Raw genomic sequence first — 20,332 nt, 5'->3', positions numbered from 1 at the left:
TGGGAACGAGAAATGAGGGATGGACTTGGGAACGAGAAACTGTAGGAGATTTTTAAAATACCTCCAACACACTTGCCACTACAATTTTCTCTATATTTGGAAATTTCTCTAATCGCTCTTGAATTTCGTCATTTATTTCATTGAAGAATGGGTCGTCCTTAGCGATTTCAATCTCAATAATTACCTTGTTGGCTTCTCGAATACCAATATACTTCACCATCTTCAGAGTGATAATATCCACACCCACTTTTCCATAGATAATTTTATTCAATTCTTTTTCAATGTTTTTCTTGCTCAATGAATTATCAAAATGTTTTCCAAGATGCTTCTCTTCGTAATTTTTAATTGCAGATCGCAATGCATCCACGGACAATACGGAGCAGTGCATTTTTACAGGTGGTAATCCTCCCAAATCATCAGCCGCTTTTTTCCAGCTGATATTTTTCGCTTCCTCAATGGTTTTTCCTTTAGCTAATTCTGTGATTATGGATGCGGTTGCAATGTTCGAGGCACATCCATAAGACTCAAATTTTATGTCATTGATTACATTTGTTTCAGGATTAACTTTTAGATAAATTGAAAGCTGATCTCCACAGGATGGGCTTCCCTCTGTTGCTTGTGCGTCTGGATTTTCTATTTGACCTATGTTTTTCGGATGTTTAAAATGCTCGATAACTTTTTCAGAATACTTGATTGCCATTGATTCTCCTTATTTTGCTAAATATAAATTGATTTATTTCTTTCTACTTTCCAATCAGGATGATTGAGTTACATTCTGTTTTTGCCAAGAGGACTTCTTCGGCGTAATTCCTGAATAACTTCGGTGAGAACTTTGACAGTTCGTTCTACATCTGTGGTAGAGATAAATTTGTCAAGAGTGAAGCGGATTGAGCTGTTGCATTCTTCGTGTGTTCTGCCGGTATGTCTTAAAATATAATTTGCTTTCAAATCTTTTGCAGCACAAGCTGAACCTGTGGCAACATGGATATTTTCAAAATCCAGCATCATCATAATCGCCTCACCTTCTGCATAGTAAAAAGTGATATTGAGATGAGCGGGACTTCGCTTACCAATTTTTGGACCATTCAATCGAATGTCCGGAATGTTTTTCACAATTCCATCGTAAAGTAACTTTTGAATTTTACCTAAATAATTGCGATAATTGCTGAAATTTTTGAAGATCAATTCAACAATTTTTGCAAAACCGACTATTGCGGGAACATTGATTGCCCCGGGTTTCAATGCTTGAAAGCGATTTATTCCCTGCTGTGTCTGAACCATTTTTGTACCTGTTTTTATATACAAAGCACCGACTCCCTTGGGACCATTAAATTTGTGAGCAGAAATGGAAAGTGAGTCCACGCCGAGTTCTTCCACGTTAATAGGAATTTTTGCATAGGCTTCGCATGAATCTATAAAGAAATTGATTTTATGATCTTGCCTTTTCAAAATCTCGCTTATTTCCTTTATTTTTTGAATTGTCCCGAGCGTGTGATTCACATGCGTGAAAGCAATTAGAGTGGTGTCTTTGCGAATTGATTTTTTTAGTTCGTCCAAGTCAAGATAACCATCTTGGTCTGCGGAGATATATGAGCCTTCATAGCCTTGTTTTTCAAGAGCAGCAAAAATCTTTAGCATACTCGGATGTGCTATTTTTGAGGTAATGAAATGCTTGCCTGTGTTTTCCCAGGCAGCCATTAACCCTTTTAGGGCAATGTTATTTGCATCGGTTCCGCCTGATGTGAAAATGATCTCTTTTGGTTTAGCAGAAAGCGAACTCGCAATTGTTTCTTTACTATTTTGAAGTGCATCTGCAATTTCATTTCCAATACTGGTAAAATTGCCGGGATACCAGAATTTCTCTGTAAAATAGGGAAGCATCTCCTTCAGAACTTCCGGATCAAGTTTGGATGTTTTGCAAGCATCAAGATAGATTTCTTTGTTTTTCATCTTTTACTCCATTTTTTAATAGTGTGAAAATATCTAATAATCTGAATGTTTCAGCAAGAATAGATTTAAATAAAATTATCAAGGGTGTACGATTCCAAAAAAGATGCAATATGCTGATTGAAATCAGTCCAAAAATTTTTAAAAGTGCAGCCTTCAAAATTGTGGCAAAGAGTTTCTGCACGCCGTTCTTCGCAATTATGAACTTCAACTCTCCCTTCCGCTGCTCGAATTATTTTCTTCATAGTAATATTTTTCGGTTTGTCCACCAAAATATATCCACCATATTTGCCGTGAATTGCCTTAACAATCCCACACGCTTTTAGACGCCGGAATAATTGTTCCAAAAATTTTCGCGGTATCTTTTGGCGTTTTGATATAACGGCGATCGAAACAGGGTCGTCCAAACAACCGGAAGCGAGCTCATACATTGCTCTTAAAATATAATCTGTGTTAATAGATATTTTCATAAAATTTTCCGTAAATAATTTTAAACCAAAACATACTGTTTTGGTAGGAGTTGTCAAATAATATGATAAAAACGAAGAAATTAAATTTTAAATATGATAAAATTAAAATCCTGAAAGAAATTTCTTGCGAGATTTCCAAAGGAGATTTCGTGGGAATAATCGGTCCCAATGGCGCCGGCAAATCCACATTTGTAAAATGTCTTAGTGGTTTTTTGAAGCCGAATGCGGGCAAAATCTTCATTGATAATGAAGCGATTGAAAAATATGATAAAACGAAATTAGCAAAAAAAATCGCAGTTGTGGTTCAGCAACCATATTATGAGTTCGACTTTTCAGTAACAGAAATTGTGTTGATGGGTAGATTTCACAACCTGAAATTCCTTGAGAGCTACGGTAGAACCGATTTTGAAATCACTAAAAAGACACTTGAAACATTAAGCATATCTCATCTCGCTGAAAGAAAAATTTCGGAATTAAGCGGCGGGGAAGTTCAACTGGTGATGATCGCCCTTGCTCTAAATCAGAACACAGATGTTTTGCTTTTTGATGAGCCTGCTTCACATTTGGATATTCATCATCAAATAAATATTTTTACGATTCTAAAAAAAATGAACAAGCAACAAGGCAAAACCATTCTCGCTGTTTCACACAATATCAATCTAACTGCAGAATATTGCGATAAAATTATGCTTATGTCCGATGGACAAATTGTTGAATTCGGAACTGTGGAAAATGTTTTGCATTCGGAAAATTTATCCAAGACTTTTCAAATTCCGATCAAAACCACCCGAAACCCATTTACAAATAAACCGGGAATAATTTACAATTACAAACAGGACGCGTAGGATTAAATGAGAAAAATTAGACTATTAGCATTTCTGCTGTTCCTGTTTATCAACGGAATTTGCTCTGCTGAGATTTACGGACGAATAATTAGCAAGGACAAAAACTTTCCCGTAAAATACGCTCGGGTTGAGATAATTACTCCCCCTGAAATTACTTTAACCGATGAAAATGGGAAATTCACTTTGCAAACGGATCAAAAAAACGTTTCAATACAAATTTCAGCTTTGGGATACAAAACCAAAATTGTAAAAAATATTTTCTCTTCAAATTCACCGATAACAATTTTTCTAAAAACTTCTCCCATCCCCATCAGGGGAATCGAAGTGAAAGGAGAGAAAAAAAATTCGTTGACTTCTCATCAGATCAATGTAGAAATTCTTAAGGTGGGTGATCAGGACAGAACAGATATTTTTAGCACTTTGGAAATGAATAGCGGGATAATTTTGCGTGAGGATAGCAAAGGTGAAAAAAATGTTTCGTTAAATTGCTGTGATCCGAAACAGTTAGCGATCCTGATTGATGGAGTAAAAGTAAATAGCGGTGGGGGAGTTTTTTCCGTAGGGAAAATTCCCGTCGAAATGATAGACCGCATTGAAGTTGTAAAAAACGATGGCTCAGCTTTAGTGGGGAACTCTGCAATCGGTGGGATTATAAATTTTATTCTAAAAACCGCATCGCAAAAAAGTGAGGGGCATTCAATTTCTGTTTTTTGTGGAAGCTGGGACAAATATATTGGTAATTATCAAGGAAAATTTAATCTCGGGCAATTTGGATTCCTGCTTAATTTAAATTATGAAAATTCCCAAAATGACTTTTTTTATTATAATGAAATTGAGAATCAAAAGGTCAGACGGCAAAATAACGTGAATGAAAATAAATCGGTTAATCTGAAAATAAACAGGAAATGGAATTATGATTTTGTGAATAATTTCTCTCTATTTCTCCAAAAAGACAGAAAAGGAATTCCAGGTCAGACAACCGATTATATGCACTATCTGCACGCAAACGCAGTCTCATCGCTTTTTCATCTCAAATACGATGCCGAGTTTAATTTACACAATACTTCAATCCGATGGGGAAATTTTTATCAAAATCAGAAAAGCCATTACAAAAATTTGGAAACCGATAATTATTTTTTCAAATATGATTCTCAGAATATCACAGAGATGTTTGAGACGAAATTAAATTGGGAGAAGTTTTGGCAGAATTTCAGAAACAATAATTTTGCAGGATTTCGTTACGAAACGTATAAGTTTGACAATCTGATTTCAAATTCAATTGAGGAGTCTATTCCGCTGAAAATTCGTAAATTTCTCTATCTTGCAAATTCTGCGACTTATTCAAATCAGATAGGGAAAATTAAATTTGATCTAAATTCTGCCCTCCGTTTTGATTCTGTTTTGGAAGAACGCAATCTGTTTTCTGCAACCGTAGGGGCAAAAATTCAGCCTCTATTTTTGGAAAATTCAACTCTCTCAATAAATGCAGGTAATTCATTTCGGATGCCGGAATTTACTTCTCTGTTTTGGAAAGGAGATTCCAGAGTAATGGGAAATCCCGATCTAAATCCGGAAAAATCACGTTCTATCAGCACAAAATTAAGCTGGCAACCATATTTCGCTTCCATTGCAATTTCCGGATTTTCGAACAGAATTGATGATTTAATCTATTGGCATCAAAGTGCTTTGGGAATATGGACACCCGATAATCTCGCTGATGCGGAAATTTCCGGAATTTCCGCTAATCTGGAATTACATTTTTGCGATTGGTTTTCCTTTTCAGGCAGCTCATCAAAATTTTTACCGCTAAACAAATCCGCTGATTCCGATCATTATAATAAATTTTTGGTTTATAAACCTCTCCATAAGATTAACGGGAAAATTGAATTTTCTTATAATGAGTTCAAAATAAATTTCTCCCTTTCAAAGCTGGGAAAACAATATGCTTCCTTTGATAATAATGTGAAATTAGATGGTTACCTAACTTGTAATGCAAATCTGAATTTCAAAAAAAGATTAAAGAAAATCCAATTTATAGCCGTTTTATCTGTCCGAAATATTTTTGATGAAAGCTATGAAATTTATCGGAATATTCCGAGTTCCGGAAGCGAATTCGGAGTGAAATTAAAAATTGTCGTATGATTAATATAAGAGTTGGCACGGACCATTCCGTGCCAAATTATCGGCTTGCAAGCTGTCAGTTGGATCCGCAAGCCGGCGGATTCGGAATTTGAGAGTTGGCACGGACCATTCCGTGCCAAGTTCAAGTTGTGTCACGAAATGGTTTGTCACATCTCATTTAAAACAAATATAAGAAAGAAGGAAAAAGATGAAAAGAACAGTTACTCTACTAATTGTATTACTAATGCTCGTGCAAATTCTTTGCGCTGAAACGTTGTATATCCTAAACAGCAACAGTGAATCCCTCTCCAAGTACGACCCGGATTCGGGAGAAGTGATCAATAATTTTCTAAATGTGGGGCAATATGCAAACCAGATATTTATTAATGAAGGAATCGCTTATGTGGTAAATTCTGGTGAGCATAATATTCAGGTTATAGACATGGAAACCGAAACAACCAGCGGTTATATTCAATGTCCGAACGGCTCGAATCCTTACTGGATGACGCTTCTGCCCGATGGAGAAAAGGGCTATGTATCCGGACTTTTTACAAATATGATTTACGTATTTAATCCGACAACTTACGAAATTACAAATTCTTTAAATGTTGGAAATGGTCCGGAGGGAATTTACTATCATGAAAACAGAATTTATGCTTTGAATACTTGCTACGGTTCGCCAAACGGTACAGTTTCAGTTATTGACACGGAAACGGACATTGTCATAGAAACAATCAATGTGGGAAATAATCCGCAATTTGCCAAGATTGATGCTCAGGAGCGTTTACACGTTGTTTGCACTGGAAATTATAGTAATATCAGCGGAGAAATGCATATAATTGATTTGCAGGATTATTCCAATATCTCCATTATCGAAATTGGCGGTTCACCAACGAGAATCAATATTCACCCTAACGGAACAGCATATCTCGGGGATGGAATGGGGCAAGGATTTATGGCTTATGATGTGGAAACCCTTTCCATAATTTATCCGTTCAATAACCTGTTTGCAGCCGGCGGTTCATTTGTAACATTCGATTCCGCGGGGAATATATATCTCGGTGATGCTCTTGATTGGGTAAATAACGGACAAGTTCACATTTATTCTGCTGATGAAGTTTTCATTACCGACATTACTGTGGGCATCGCTCCTTGTGATGCTGCGTTTTATTCTGAAAATTCTGTGGGAGGAAATGTTCAGCCCCAAAATTCGATCCAATCTTTCAATTATCCAAATCCTTTCAGTAGTTCAACTACTATATATTTTGGTGAAGCCACAAATTCGGAAGAAGTTTCACAAGTTGAGATTTATAATATTAGAGGACAGATCGTAAGGCAATTCAAAATTCATAATTCAAAATTTAAAATTAACAAGACTGTTTGGGATGGAAAAGATTCCGGAGGCAAAAAAGTTCCTGCAGGTGTTTATCTTTATAAAGTAGAATTAGGCGATGAGAATTTTTGTATAAATAAGATGGTTTTGCTAAGATAATTTGGAATGATTTTGGATTTTATGAAGTGGATTTTCTCTAGCACTTGAGTAATTTTTAAATCCCAATCCGCTGTGAAAATTATCAAAAAGTGAAATCCCTTGACACTGTTTTAGACGGATACAGTGGTATTTATTAATTTCATTCAGTTTATCAGGCATAGCCATCTTAAATATTTTTATCATTGTGGGGTGAATTCATAATATTTTATTCATTTATCAAATATTTTTTTTAAGGTAATATTTATGGAAAAAATCAAAAAAGCAATTTTAACAGAAGGAAATATTCCTAATCAGCTATTCCGAATGACAATACCGATGGTTTTCGGTTTGATGGGAATGGTGATTTTCAATCTTGCTGACACATTTTTCGTAAGCAAATTGGGCTCAAATCAGTTGGCTGCCCTTTCTTTCATCTTTCCGGTTATTTTGGTGATAAATAGCATAGCGATAGGTATTGGGCTGGGAGCAGCTGCTGTCATCTCAAAAGTAGTCGGTGAAAAAAATCATCAAAAAGTGAAACGTCTCGGCACAGATAGTATTTTGCTCGGACTATGCTTGGTAGTTCCCTTTCTCATAATTGGCGAATTAACCATCGAACCGTTATTCAAACTGCTTGGAGCAGGAAAAAATGTTTTACCTTATATCAAAGAATATATGGTCATCTGGTATTTCGGATTGATAGCCGTAACCATTCCGATGATAGGCAACAACATAATAAGGGCAATGGGAGATACAAAAATTCCCGGTCTGATAATGGGTGTTGCCGCTATTGTGAACATTATTTTAGATCCTCTTTTGATTTTCGGAATCGGTCCATTTCCCGAATTGGGCGTTAAAGGTGCTGCGATTGCTACAGTAATTGGTCGTTCTATAACCGGATTAGTTGCAATTTATGTGTTGTGTTTTCGTGAAAGAGTCATCACTTTTGTAAAAGTCCCGCTTAAGAACATTTTGGAATCGTGGAAAAAAATATTATATATCGGGATACCAAATTCACTAATAAAGATGACCCTACCATTCGCATCCGCAATAATTATCAAATTATTATCTACCTACGGAGCAGAAGCGGTTGCCGGCTATGGTGTCGCATCAAAAATCCAATTTTTTGCTTTTGTTTTCACCGGTGCATTGGCTTCGGTTATGGGACCTTTCATCGGGCAGAATGTTGGTGCAAAAAAATTCGAGCGGGTGAATACAGGACGAAAAACAGGTGAAATATTTTCACTCATTGCCGGAATCATCCTTGCCGGAATATTTTTTATATTTGCCAAACCACTTGCATTGTTATTCAGCAAAAATCCTGCGGTGATCAACACAATTACAATGTATATCAAAATTGTGCCGATTACCTATGGTGCTCAAGGTGTTCTCAAGATCGGCACAACAATATTGAATGTGCTGAACAAACCCTTTCATGCAATCGGGTTGATAATTATTCAGCTATTTGTATTGTATCTTCCCTTAGCTTTACTTGCCTCAAAATTTTATGGAGAGATAGGCATCTACATTGCTTTGGCAATCTCCTACTTATTTGGAGGAGGGTTGGCTCATCTTGAGATTAAAAAACAAATAGTTCTTTTCCGAAAGCATATTGAGCAAGAAAATAGTGAAAAGTGAAAAAGGGAGAAGGGAAAAGTGAGAAGTGAAAAGATAAAAAATGACCACGAAATACACTAAATACACGGAAAAAATCACATTTCAAATCAGCACCGGAGGTGCGACATATTTGTAGCATAAGGCGTCAGCCTTATGTTCAGTGAATAAACGGAAATAAAGCACCGTAGGTGCGACATTCTCAAAAGTAACCCGGTGGAAATAAAACAGATAATCCGCCGGCTGGCGGACACGAGGCAAGCGGATATTTTACTCCCAAAAAAATAAGGGCATGCTTAAAATTCTTTTCTCTTTCTTGACAAATATTCTAAACAATTACAAAAGTATGTAAAAAATAAATGAATATCGAAAAGGTTTATGGATAGTATGAATAAAAAGCAATTTAAGTATCTTGATATTATAATTTTCATCGCAATTTTAGGCTCGATCTGGGGACTATCAGAAGTTGTTTTTAGCCATTTATTGAGAATTGCAGGAATCCCATATCGCTCAGGAATACTTATTGGTATCGGTGCAGGAATATTAGGCGTAGCTTATGCTTACTTGAAAAAGCCTTTGTTATTTATCGGAATTGTGTTTGTAACGATTTTGAGCAAGCAATTAGTTGTTCCGCTTCTGCAAATTTCGGTAATGTGTAAAGCAAATTCTTGTCTGGCAGTCCTCTTAATTGGAGCATCATTGGCTATTATAACTTTACTTGTCAAGCCGGAACACAACAAAAGACCACTCGGGCGAATTTTTACAGGAGCCACAGCAGGAGCTACAACTGCCATTAGTTTTTATTTTTTAGGTAAGATTCTAGCTCCCTGCCAAAATCTGCTTGCCTATACACATTTGAGCGGATTTATTTCCTATCTTATTGATAAAGGTATTTCGTGGATTCTTTTCCCCGGTTTTTTATTTCCACTCGGTTATTTAGTTGGTTCTCGCTTAAAAAATAGAGACATTTCATTTCTAACAGAAAAACCACTCCTGTATTATGCAAGCACTTGCAGTTTTGTAGTTTTCTGCTGGATAATAATTGCATTTGTTACAGTTTATGGTTTTTAAAATATTTGATTATATTTGATGAAAATTAATAGTACCATCTAAACAAATATGTACTCTTGAACAGGGTTTTTCAGAGACTTTCTATAAAAACGATATTGAAATGGTATCTGTCGTTGTATGCACCAAGGAAGGTCGTTCAGAAGAGGTAAAATCATTGTTAAATAGCATAGAAAATGTACGGATATCTTTTGAAATTAATAATTTTCTTGGAGCAGATATACCTCTGGCAGAATGGCAAAATATCTTAGACTACACTTATGTAGACTATGTTATTGGTTCTCTTCCACCTTATTTAAAAATAATTTTCCAAAATATTTAACAAGAAAGTCCCCCAATGTATTTTTTGATAAATTGTTCAATTAGAATTTCCAAAAGGAATAAATATGCAAAAAGATAAATTTAGGAAATTATGTTATTAAAAAGAATTTTAATTATTATTTTATTTTTACCTCTAGTTTTATTAGCTAATGATATCTCTGATTGGCACTATAAAACTTATATTGAAAACAATACTGAAATGACTACAGCATTTATAAAGTATGGCGAAGATGCAAAAAAGCAGGTGAAAAAATTTCTTAATAACAAGAAAGTAAAACTAATTACAGGTAACGACCAGTATATTGCTACCATCACTCCTTTAAAATTGGTAAAAAAGTTAAAAAAGAAGTTAAACGACAAGATTGAGATTTGTGGACTCCGTGATGATAATACATATTTACAAGAAAAGCGTATTAATAAATTACTTTTAGACTGGAAGTCCGAACATAAAGGAATGTTAAAGGGATTTTGTCATGTTGATTCAATATACATCGTTTCTGTAACATTTAAGCATCCGGAAACTAAAAGAAGATATACTGTTGAGAGTTTCTTTACTGAGAGTAACGGTGAGTTTTCCTGCTGGCTTCCTGAAGGTGAATATAAAATATTTGTAGAAACCGTAACAAGTTATATGACCTCTGAGAAACAAAAAAAGAAAATACCAATAGATGTAAAAGAACCCAAAATAGTTCCAATATCTGATAGATTTAAATTCGAATTAGATGATATAGTATTAGAAGAATTTAATAATAAGTATACGGCAGAACAAAAGGATATTTTAGTTTTTCTTGACACTGATAATAGACCTAATTCTCTGGTATTTACGGAAATAAGCGGAGGATATTCACATCCAATAGAGATAATAGAAGACCATGTTACATTATTTAATACTCCAATGTATGTTACTTATACTTATGGTTTAGTAGTATATAAAACTCTTTCAGAGATAAAACCTTATAAAGAAAAAGGATTCTATCCATACTCTTATGGTTTTTCACAAAACATTCCTTATGCTGATTATGTAAATACTTTTGTTAAACCCGATAAAAAAATTGAGATTTCTGGAGAAGTAAAACTTACGAATCATGAAATTGAATCATTTGAATTATCTTTTCTTTCAGCAAAACATCACCTGACTTATATTCAGACAGATTCTCTGGGACACTTCACAGCAGAAGTATATCCTGATATTTATGCAGTTACAATTGTATCTATTCCAAATCTAAAAATGGATGTTTACGATATACTTGTAAATTCAAATTTTGAAAAAGATGTTACTCTTAAATTTACTGTAGTTGATTCTCTTCTTCCAGAATGGGATTTAAGTTTACTTAAGAGATATAGTTACTCCTCAAAAATATTCAAGGATCTATATATACCAAAACATTAGGCTCTGTAATAAAGTATGGCAAATTATAAAAATTTTAAAATGAATAAAAATTTAGTCATTAATGTAAATTGATGGGTTATCTACCATCCTTGTGTAATATTTGAAAGCTCCGAGATCCCGATACATCGGGTATAGAATCTTGTTTGGTGGATTACATAAGGAAAGGATGATGGATATTAAAGATGTTAATCAAAGCAATTAAAAAATATGAAGCTTTTTGAGTTCCAAATATCAAAAAAAGGAGATACAAAAAATGAAAAGGATAATATTATTTGCAATTATTTTCTTATTGGGTTTTTCAGTTTTATTTGCAGAGGAGATTCAAAGAGTTAATGTTGAATATGGTTTTTCAGAGACTTTCTATAAAAATGATATTGAAATGGTATCCGTTGTTGTATGTGTCCAGGAGGGTCATGCAGAAGAAGTAAGGACATTTTTAAATAGTAAAGATAATGTCCGAATATCTTTTGGGATTAATAATTTTATTGGAGCAGATATACCTTTGGCAGAATGGAAAAATATTCTTGAACATCCTTTAGTGGATTATGTTGTGGGTTCAGTTCCTGTAGAAGAAGAATTAGATGTTAGCGCTGGTGGAGCAGGAAGCGATGATTTATATGTGGTTGATTCATATATTGCTAATAATCAGGATATTACAGGTGAAAACGTATTAATTGGTATAATTGATACAGGGGTTGATGTGGAACATTTTGATTTCAGAAAGAACAATGGAGATACCAGGGTAAAATATTACCTGGACCAATATACAGGAGAAGAATATGATGAATGCCGGAAAATTTGTGGATACAAATGAAAAAATCCACCTTATTTAAAATTAATTTTCCAAAATATTTGACAAGCAAAATCCCCCAATGTCTTTATTGGATAAACTGTTCAACTAAAATTTACAAAAGGAATAAATATGCAAAAAGATAAATTTATTAATTTTCTTATGGATAAAGTTGTGTAAATTCAGAGGTTTAGTTTATGAGAATGTTTGAAGAGTATAGAATTAAATTTTATTCTCACATTACATTTGTGAGTAAAGGGGTTTTTTTTCGTTAGAATTACGGCACACAATTTTTTTAATTTATTTACCACCATCACATTTTTTCATTACTTAAGCGATATAAGAAAAACTTGTCCTCCTCCCGGCGGATTACAAACATATAATAAATTTTACAAAATACGAAAAAAATACATTATCCTTGGAAAAAACAAATTTACCTGATTATGCCATTCTGTTCTTTTTTTTGAACAGAAAGGCAAAAGTTTTTACAGGAGAATTAATTCGAGTTTTAGTAAATTTGATAACTGATTAATTAAAAAATTTGAAAAGAAAATATTTAAATGGAACTAAATAAATTAAGCTCCAATCCCGTTAGAGACCCGGACCCTAATGAAACAAATGAAATGTGTTAACTGATAAAATAGGAATTTTGGTGTTATGCCAAAAAATATTGTTAATAATAAAACGAAAAAAAAATGATTAGACATAAAGGAGTTATTATGTTGAACAAAAGTGTAAATTCAATATTAGGAAGAGGAGCAATATTATTAATGCTTACTTTTCTATGCATTAACATATTAGTTGCAAAACCGACTCATCCAGAAGCACCTATAAAAATAGAAATAAGTGTATCCAAAGACAAAATCTATGTAGGAGATTCTATTGATGTGTATGCGACCATTAAGTTATTAAAAGATCATCCGAATTATGTAGAAGGCACAAAATACAGAATAGCTGAAAGAAAAACTTATGCAATGATACGTCTCGGTGAGAAATTGGTGCCACCACCTAACCCAATACCACGATTATGGGAGATATTATACTCAGATAAAGATAAGATATTAGATGAGAATAATCCTCATATTGATTTTCATTTTAGGCAAAAACTTAATCTTATGCCCGATAGAAAAAATCTCTTAATACAAATTCTCATTGCTAAATATCCTCTTTCGCATATTGGTGATTTTATTACAAAAAGTATTGAGATTGAATGTCTGGAAAAGGGGCTTGAATATAAACCTAGAATTTATCAAGAAGACCGTAAATATCAAGGAGATGTTATCCCTCTTGATCCTTCAGAACCCAGACCAGAAGTAAATACTGATGATAAACAATTGCAAGGAATCAATTTAAAAGAAATCAATCCGGAGTTTTTTAAAATTGAAGCTGATAAAGTTGAGAATAAAAAAAATCCATATCCTTTTAAGTTTGAGGGAAGAACTGTTTATAAGGTCTTAGTTAATACTACTTTAGAGCATGATTTCGAAGAGACACTTTCCAATGTAAGTTGTGATCCGGAGATAGGAACTGTATCTGCTAATGGTTCAATTCTTACATTTAATGCCGCGAGTACAGTAGGAGCAACAGGAAATATATATTTCACTTACGGTGGACAGGGCTACTATATGGAAATTGAATTGATTGAAAATTATGATATAGATGGAAGTTTTAAATTTGAAAAAGATGAATGGGAGACCTATTATGCAGCTATTGGAGAAATTAGACTCTATAATTTAGATGATCCTTCTAATCCGATATTAATAGATTCTCATGAAATTACTGGTGGAGGAATAAATGGAAATTGTGAATATTCATTCTCTGGTATAGACTTTGCTAATGTAGGTATTTATTTATTTTTAGAAAATGACCAGTGTTTGTTTGTACAAAGTAATTCAGCGGGCGATGGGCTTATGGCAAAGAATAGAGGATTTTACGGGCCTCATATTGAATTCTATAATTCTGATTCTGAAGATATAAATATGTATTGGACTCAGCATCCAACAGTCGTTAATGGTTGGAATTTTTATATTGGTAATCCGGACATGTGTGGAGCATTAAATGTATTTGAGCAGGAGATAAGAGCAGAAAATTTCTCTACAGGTTCCCTTTCTAACCAACCAAGGGATAGTTTATGCATTTATTCACATATTGGACATGATTATCCATTTCCTGGTTATCCTAACAATACTTCCTAGTATTCAGCTAATGGGTTATTAGTAAATGATGAACCTTGGGATATCATCTTTATTTGTGGATATGATGTTGGCGATGATCAAAATTATGATCAATGGGACAATTCTGTTGTCCTGCATGAATTGGGTCATGCATATCATTGGAATTTTGCAGAATATTCATCAAGTCCGGACCCAAACCAGGGATTCAGTCAAACGTGTAATGATAAATTAGCCTGGTATGAGGGTTTTGCTCATTTCTTCTCGTGCTTAATAAGATCTGCAACAGATGATATTCGTGATCAGGGAGAGGATTGGGAAATGATAAATGTTGCAACTTGGGGAACCTCAACTTTCGACGCAGAAGAACCCTGTGATAATAATGGATATCAACCAACGGGCAATGCTTGCGAAGGAGCAGTTTGTGCTACTCTCTGGGATATTTACGATAATGTGGAAACTGGAAATCCAAACTGGAATGATGATGAAATATGTTTCGGATATGATGAGATATGGAATATAATGGTAAGTTACCAAATAGAAGGACGCTATTGTTATACATTTAATGATTTTCTTATTGGTTGGGATGATATTTATGGTTCTTTTAATGTGGATTTTATGGACAATTATGCGGCACATTCGATTATTTACACACCATCAAACCCAGTAGACCCTGCATCACAAATAATGTCTTCTACCCAAATTATTAATAATTCTCCTAATCCATATTATAATCATACCAAAATATCATATAATCTTAAAAATAGTTCGAGCGATGCAAAAATCGAAATCTACAACATAAAAGGGCAAAAGGTAAAAATCATGCACCTTAACAATGAACAAGGTAAAGCCAGTGTTACCTGGTATGGAACAAATAAGCTGGAACAAAATGTAAGCCCCGGGATTTATTTATACAGAATGATAGATGCCGGCAAATGTGTGGATACAAAAAAAATGCTTTTACTTCGTTAAAATCCCGAATTAATCGGGGAAAGGAAATTATATCATGAAAAGTAAAAATATTATACGAATAATATCAACAATAATTTTATTCTCAATCATAAACTTTACCTGTTTATTTGCTACACCAAAGAATGATTTAGAGAATGGATTACGAGAAGAATTGAGCAAGATATTTGATAGTCCTGAAGAAATTGAGCAGTTTATTGAGCATACTGAAAGATTCAAGCCTACGATAAAAAAAGAAGATTGTACTGAAAGTATTTCCAGAGGTCCTCAGCCTGGAATTCCGATTTTGCTCCCTTATACTATGATAATTATTACAAATGATGATTTGGAACAGGATTTTTTGGAATTTGCAAAAATAAAGAATGCAGAAGGAATAAAAACTAAAGTAGTAACAATTTCTCTTGTTGGAAATACACCGGAAGAAATAAGGGATTACTTGAAAACACAAAAAATGCTTAATCCATTCCTTAAATATGTTCTTATTGGTGGAGATGCGTCTGTGGTAATGCCAAAAATAATTGATACCGGTATGAGGACAGACTATAGTTCATTTCCTACAGATTATTATTTCTGTAATGTGCTATCTGACTGGATATCTGATGATGAAATAAATTTTGAGGCTGATTTATATGTTGGTAGAATTCCCGCTAATACAGGGCAAGAAGTGCAGAATTTTATCGATAAATACATATCCTATCGTCAGGTAGGAAATTATTCTAATAAATATCATTTAATCGCCAACAATATTCATAGAATGCCGGGTAATACCCGCGGTAATGATATAATTGATTCAATTGCCCAGCATATAGATACTGATATAGATTTTACTTATGAGGAAGATCTGGCTTCAGCGTTTTCCCCTGCCGGTGTGCTATTGGGTAATGCAATGAATTCTGATGATCATAATTTTTTGTTTAATGTAACTCACGGCGGTGATAGAACTATTACGGCACATAATATCAATAGTAATTGGAATGCAATTGGTGGACTTGCTGATTATCCGAATAGTCAAGAAATAACCAATGTGTATGAATGGTCGGTAAATGGACACTGGAATGATACAACTGGTTATTATTACGAATACCTTCCTGATTATCTAACAAATTCCAATCCCTATGTATTGTGGAATTCATCTTGTGCGAGCACTAAATTTGTGAATTCTAATAATGATCCACAGGATTGCATCGGAGCATGTTTCCTGACAGATAATAATGGAGCTGTAGCTTATTATGGTTCAGCTCACTATGAATTCCCTTTTATTGGTCGTTTTGCCGCTGAATACTTCATGGATTTTATATTTTTGAATAATATATCTAAAATTGGTTTAAATACTATTAACTCTCTTCAATTTATTTATCACCATGCACAAAATATTAGCATCCTCAAAAATTATATTATTGCACATATTTTATTTGGCGATCCGAGTATGGAGATTTGGTCGTGTCAGGCAGAGAAACTGGTTACGATATGTAAAGGTGGCAATACCTTTAAATCAATGGATTCCTCTGGAAACGCGGTTGAAGCCACCATTGTGGTTTTGGATGAAGATAAGAACATACTCGGTAGAGGAATTTCACCTTACACATTTGCAGGAATATTATATGACGATTATATTATCACTTCCAACAGTCCAAATTACCTTCAATCTATGAATGAATATTATAAGATAAAGGAATATTCAGGACTTCCTTATGAAATGTCTTTTGAAAACGGTATCGACAATAACTGGGAGATGTTTAACAGTAATGAATATGGAAATATTTTAGTAACTAGTGATCATAGACCTCATTCCGATGTGAAGCATCTTATCATGGATGCTAATAATCCTGAAGTTCATTCATTAAATGAAGCATGGTTGCATTTAAATCTTGAAAATCAAGAAGAGATTGAAATTTCATTTTGGTGGAAAGAGTTTAACGATGATGTCCATTTTGAGGATGGAGTATATATATCTGACAATGGCGGTGAACGTTTTGAAAAGATCTATACCTTAAGGGATAATAACAATAGATGGGAAAGCGTGATTATTCCACTTGATGAAATAGTGAGAGAATTACGTATGCGATACACCAATGACTTTGTAATAAAATTTCAACAGTATGACAATGAAAAAATACCCAATGATGGTTTTGCATTTGATGATATTAATGTATATTCCAACTTAAGAGATCTAAAAAACAAGCAAATTGTCTGTAATGCTGTTATTAGCTTTGAAAACAATCCCAATCCATTTAATTCGATTAATGAAATTAGTTTTTCTCTTCCTACTCCGAGCATAATAGATATATCTGTTTACAATATTTTGGGTAATAAGGTTAAGAATCTGGTGCTGGATGAGTTTGGCAAGGGACTTCATCATGTTATTTGGGATGGCACAGATCAGCACAGCAGACGAGTTGGGGCTGGTGTTTACTTCTATAAATTCAATGTTAATGGTTCAGTAAAACAGATTAAGAAGTGTTTGCTTATCAGATAATTAAAAGTTTAGCCCGATACGTTTTTACTGTGTAGGGCTTTTTTAGTTAAAAGTGGAAAACTAAATTATTTTTTCATTCATTTATCGTTTTAAGTCCTCGAAAATCAAAGAGCTCCTTATTTACCTCACCTGTATTATGGAATCTTTTATCTTTTTATTTAATCGTGTCAGCTCGAATACTGATGAGCATTGTAAACTACAGAGAAATCATAATCTCCAAACACTATCAGGATTTACACTCTCGCACAATATTAATCAGGCAAACTTTTTTCATCAATCTTGACACAAAAACACCTGTTAAGATTTAGCACTAATATTATTATTTCGGAGGAAATAAAATGGATTTGGCTAATATGCTATTTATCATTGCACCAATTGCATCTGCAATAGCTTTGGTCTTTGCTTATCTCTTTTTCATTAATATGAAAAAGCAGGATGAAGGCAATAACACCATGAAAGAGATTGCTGCCCATGTAAAAAAAGGTGCGTTAACATATCTCAAAAGGCAATACAAAATTGTGGCGATTTTTTTCTTTTTCGCTTTTATATTTTTTTTCATCTTGGCTTTTGTACTTCATGTTCAAAGCAAATGGACACCTTTTGCTTTCTTAACAGGTGGTTTTTTTAGCGGTCTGGCCGGATTTCTCGGCATGATGACTGCTACTACAGCGAGCAATCGAACCACTCAGGGAGCCAGACATTCTTTGAACAGAGCCTTACAGATCGCTTTTCGAAGCGGTGCTGTGATGGGTTTAGTAGTTGTGGGACTTGGTTTGCTTGATATTTCTATTTGGTTTATTGTGCTAAAATACCTTGTGAAAATTCCCAATCTTTCAAATATTACTACGATAATGCTCACATTTGGAATGGGTGCTTCTTCGATGGCTCTTTTCGCCCGTGTAGGTGGTGGAATATTCACCAAAGCAGCCGATGTTGGTGCTGATCTCGTAGGAAAAATTGAAGCAGGTATTCCGGAAGATGATCCACGAAATCCCGGCACTATCGCAGATAATGTTGGTGATAATGTTGGCGATGTAGCCGGCATGGGTGCTGATTTGTATGAATCCTATTGTGGATCTATTCTTGCTACAGCCGCACTTGGTGCTTCTGCTTTTAGCGGAACAAGTATCCAACTGAACGCTGTCATTCTTCCAATTCTCATCGCTGGTGTAGGAATTTTACTTTCAATAATCGGCATCTTTCTCGTTAAAACAAAAGAGGATGCCACCCAAAAAGATTTGCTTAAAGCACTTGGTAGAGGAGTGAATTTTTCTGCTTTACTTATTCTGATTGCCTCAGCTTACTTAATCAACCTGATGCTAAATGGTTCCGACCTTGTGAATACCTGGGGTGTTTGGGGTTCTATGGTTGCCGGACTTCTAGCCGGAATATTAATTGGAAAATCAACTGAATATTATACTTCTTCACACTACAAGCCTACCAAGGGCATCGTCCAACACAGTCTGACAGGTCCCGCTACAGTGATAATTGACGGTCTCGCAGTCGGGATGCAATCTGTGGGTTATCCGGTTGTGATCGTATCTCTCGGAATTTTATTTGCATTTGGTTTTTCTGGTGGATTTTCAAATGTTGCCACAGGTTTATATGGAATCGGTCTCGCAGCCGTCGGAATGCTTTCTACTCTCGGAATCACCCTTGCTACAGATGCTTACGGTCCTATTGCCGATAATGCCGGCGGTAATGCTGAGATGAGCAAACTTGGTGAAGAAGTTCGCAAACGCACAGACGCATTGGATGCACTCGGAAACACTACGGCTGCTACCGGAAAAGGTTTTGCAATCGGTTCTGCTGCTCTTACGGCAATGGCTTTACTCGCCGCTTATATCGAAGAAGTGAAAATGGGATTTGCACATATCGGGCAAACTACTTTTGAAATTGCCGGAAAAACTGTGGGAATCGCAGGTGCATCTATCGCTCAATTTATGGATTACTACGATGTTACTTTGATGAACCCTAAAGTTCTTATCGGTATTTTTTCCGGAGCGATGCTTGCTTTTGTTTTTTGTGCCTTAACCATGAAAGCAGTCGGTCGCACCGCTGCAAAAATGGTAAATGAAATTCGCAGACAATTCAAAGAGATAAAGGGTTTGCTGGATGGCAATGCAAAACCAGACTATGAATCGGCAATTCTTATCTCTACAAAAGGTGCTCAGCACGAAATGATCTTACCCTCGCTATTGGCGATTATTGTTCCTATTTTTGTTGGATTAATTTTGGGTGTTTCCGGAGTCATGGGATTGCTTGTTGGTGGACTTACTTCCGGTTTTGCTTTGGCAATTATGCTCAATAACGCTGGCGGAGCTTGGGATAATGCAAAAAAATATGTGGAAGAAGGTCATCTCGGTGGCAAAGGTTCTGATCAGCATAATGCGCTCATAGTCGGCGATACTGTGGGTGATCCTTGTAAAGACACTTCCGGTCCATCATTAAATATTCTTATCAAGTTAATGAGTATGGTTAGTATAGTTGTAGCTGGACTCACAGTTGCTTACTCTCCTGCTATTCAAAAATTTCTAGGAATATTCTAAGAAATAAATTTATTAAATAAAACGCTATATTGCAAAAACACCCTCGTTAAATTTCGAGGGTGTTTTTTTTGTAAATTGAAGCAGACTGGAACCCATCCGCCAGTTGGCGGATAAATCAAAATGTCTGCCC

At 34.8% G+C, this 20,332-nt stretch carries 14 protein-coding genes; 11 read left to right on the top strand and 3 right to left on the bottom strand.

Going from position 1 to position 20,332, the window contains the following annotated elements; all coding sequences use genetic code 11:
• Positions 1-52: 52 nt before the first annotated feature.
• The 3 genes from U9P79_02575 to U9P79_02565 form a co-directional block, all read right to left on the bottom strand.
• Positions 53-700 carry an iron-sulfur cluster assembly scaffold protein gene (locus U9P79_02575; protein ID MEA2103515.1) on the bottom strand — a complete coding sequence of 216 codons (648 nt, stop codon included), beginning with the start codon at positions 698-700 and terminating at the stop codon, positions 53-55.
• Between the two features lie 68 nt (positions 701-768).
• Positions 769-1,950 (bottom strand): cysteine desulfurase family protein, encoded by a 1,182-nt coding sequence (locus U9P79_02570; GenBank protein ID MEA2103514.1) that lies wholly within the window; start codon positions 1,948-1,950, stop codon positions 769-771.
• Positions 1,951-2,015: 65 nt separating this feature from the next.
• Positions 2,016-2,417: an Rrf2 family transcriptional regulator gene (locus U9P79_02565; GenBank protein ID MEA2103513.1), complete on the bottom strand. Its 402-nt coding sequence runs from the start codon at positions 2,415-2,417 to the stop codon at positions 2,016-2,018.
• 62 nt (positions 2,418-2,479) lie between these two features.
• Between U9P79_02565 and U9P79_02560 the strand changes: the two genes are divergently transcribed.
• The 11 genes from U9P79_02560 to U9P79_02510 all read left to right on the top strand — a co-directional run bounded on the left by U9P79_02560 (position 2,480) and on the right by U9P79_02510 (position 20,202).
• Positions 2,480-3,262, top strand: coding sequence for an ABC transporter ATP-binding protein (locus tag U9P79_02560; GenBank protein MEA2103512.1), 783 nt, complete (start codon positions 2,480-2,482; stop codon positions 3,260-3,262).
• A gap of 6 nt (positions 3,263-3,268) precedes the next feature.
• Complete coding sequence (locus U9P79_02555) at positions 3,269-5,404, top strand: TonB-dependent receptor (protein MEA2103511.1); 2,136 nt, start codon at positions 3,269-3,271, stop codon at positions 5,402-5,404.
• A gap of 187 nt (positions 5,405-5,591) precedes the next feature.
• On the top strand, positions 5,592-6,875 hold the full coding sequence (locus tag U9P79_02550; protein ID MEA2103510.1) for a T9SS type A sorting domain-containing protein: 1,284 nt from the start codon (positions 5,592-5,594) through the stop codon (positions 6,873-6,875).
• 243 nt (positions 6,876-7,118) lie between these two features.
• Entirely contained in the window at positions 7,119-8,492 is a 1,374-nt protein-coding gene (locus tag U9P79_02545; protein MEA2103509.1) for an MATE family efflux transporter, read from the top strand.
• A 363-nt stretch (positions 8,493-8,855) separates the two neighbouring features.
• The gene (locus tag U9P79_02540; protein MEA2103508.1) at positions 8,856-9,539 is read left to right on the top strand and encodes a hypothetical protein; all 684 of its coding nucleotides are present in this window, start codon (positions 8,856-8,858) and stop codon (positions 9,537-9,539) included.
• Between the two features lie 409 nt (positions 9,540-9,948).
• Positions 9,949-11,247, top strand: a complete 1,299-nt coding sequence (locus U9P79_02535) for a hypothetical protein (protein MEA2103507.1) — start codon at positions 9,949-9,951, stop codon at positions 11,245-11,247.
• A gap of 253 nt (positions 11,248-11,500) precedes the next feature.
• Entirely contained in the window at positions 11,501-12,061 is a 561-nt protein-coding gene (locus U9P79_02530) for a hypothetical protein (GenBank protein MEA2103506.1), read from the top strand.
• Positions 12,062-12,756: 695 nt separating this feature from the next.
• A complete protein-coding gene (locus U9P79_02525; protein ID MEA2103505.1) occupies positions 12,757-14,232 on the top strand; it encodes a hypothetical protein in 1,476 nt (491 codons plus the stop codon).
• A 120-nt stretch (positions 14,233-14,352) separates the two neighbouring features.
• Positions 14,353-15,180, top strand: a complete 828-nt coding sequence (locus U9P79_02520) for a T9SS type A sorting domain-containing protein (GenBank protein MEA2103504.1) — start codon at positions 14,353-14,355, stop codon at positions 15,178-15,180.
• Between the two features lie 34 nt (positions 15,181-15,214).
• Complete coding sequence (locus U9P79_02515) at positions 15,215-17,653, top strand: C25 family cysteine peptidase (protein MEA2103503.1); 2,439 nt, start codon at positions 15,215-15,217, stop codon at positions 17,651-17,653.
• A gap of 344 nt (positions 17,654-17,997) precedes the next feature.
• Positions 17,998-20,202 carry a sodium-translocating pyrophosphatase gene (locus U9P79_02510; GenBank protein MEA2103502.1) on the top strand — a complete coding sequence of 735 codons (2,205 nt, stop codon included), beginning with the start codon at positions 17,998-18,000 and terminating at the stop codon, positions 20,200-20,202.
• Positions 20,203-20,332: the final 130 nt, after the last annotated feature.

The sequence above is a fragment of the Candidatus Cloacimonadota bacterium genome (assembly GCA_034661015.1).
In the GTDB taxonomy this organism is placed as follows: domain Bacteria; phylum Cloacimonadota; class Cloacimonadia; order JGIOTU-2; family JGIOTU-2; genus JAYEKN01.
This window is presented reverse-complemented; position numbering and strand designations above follow the sequence as displayed.

Excerpts from the sequence above, each read along its gene's own strand:
- U9P79_02575 (MEA2103515.1), bottom strand. The coding sequence starts at position 700 with ATGGCAATCAAGTATTCTGAAAAAGTTATCGAGCATTTTAAACATCCG.
- U9P79_02570 (MEA2103514.1), bottom strand. The coding sequence starts at position 1,950 with ATGAAAAACAAAGAAATCTATCTTGATGCTTGCAAAACATCCAAACTT.
- U9P79_02565 (MEA2103513.1), bottom strand. The coding sequence starts at position 2,417 with ATGAAAATATCTATTAACACAGATTATATTTTAAGAGCAATGTATGAG.
- U9P79_02560 (MEA2103512.1), top strand. The coding sequence starts at position 2,480 with ATGATAAAAACGAAGAAATTAAATTTTAAATATGATAAAATTAAAATC.
- U9P79_02555 (MEA2103511.1), top strand. The coding sequence starts at position 3,269 with ATGAGAAAAATTAGACTATTAGCATTTCTGCTGTTCCTGTTTATCAAC.
- U9P79_02550 (MEA2103510.1), top strand. The coding sequence starts at position 5,592 with ATGAAAAGAACAGTTACTCTACTAATTGTATTACTAATGCTCGTGCAA.
- U9P79_02545 (MEA2103509.1), top strand. The coding sequence starts at position 7,119 with ATGGAAAAAATCAAAAAAGCAATTTTAACAGAAGGAAATATTCCTAAT.
- U9P79_02540 (MEA2103508.1), top strand. The coding sequence starts at position 8,856 with ATGAATAAAAAGCAATTTAAGTATCTTGATATTATAATTTTCATCGCA.
- U9P79_02535 (MEA2103507.1), top strand. The coding sequence starts at position 9,949 with ATGTTATTAAAAAGAATTTTAATTATTATTTTATTTTTACCTCTAGTT.
- U9P79_02530 (MEA2103506.1), top strand. The coding sequence starts at position 11,501 with ATGAAAAGGATAATATTATTTGCAATTATTTTCTTATTGGGTTTTTCA.
- U9P79_02525 (MEA2103505.1), top strand. The coding sequence starts at position 12,757 with ATGTTGAACAAAAGTGTAAATTCAATATTAGGAAGAGGAGCAATATTA.
- U9P79_02515 (MEA2103503.1), top strand. The coding sequence starts at position 15,215 with ATGAAAAGTAAAAATATTATACGAATAATATCAACAATAATTTTATTC.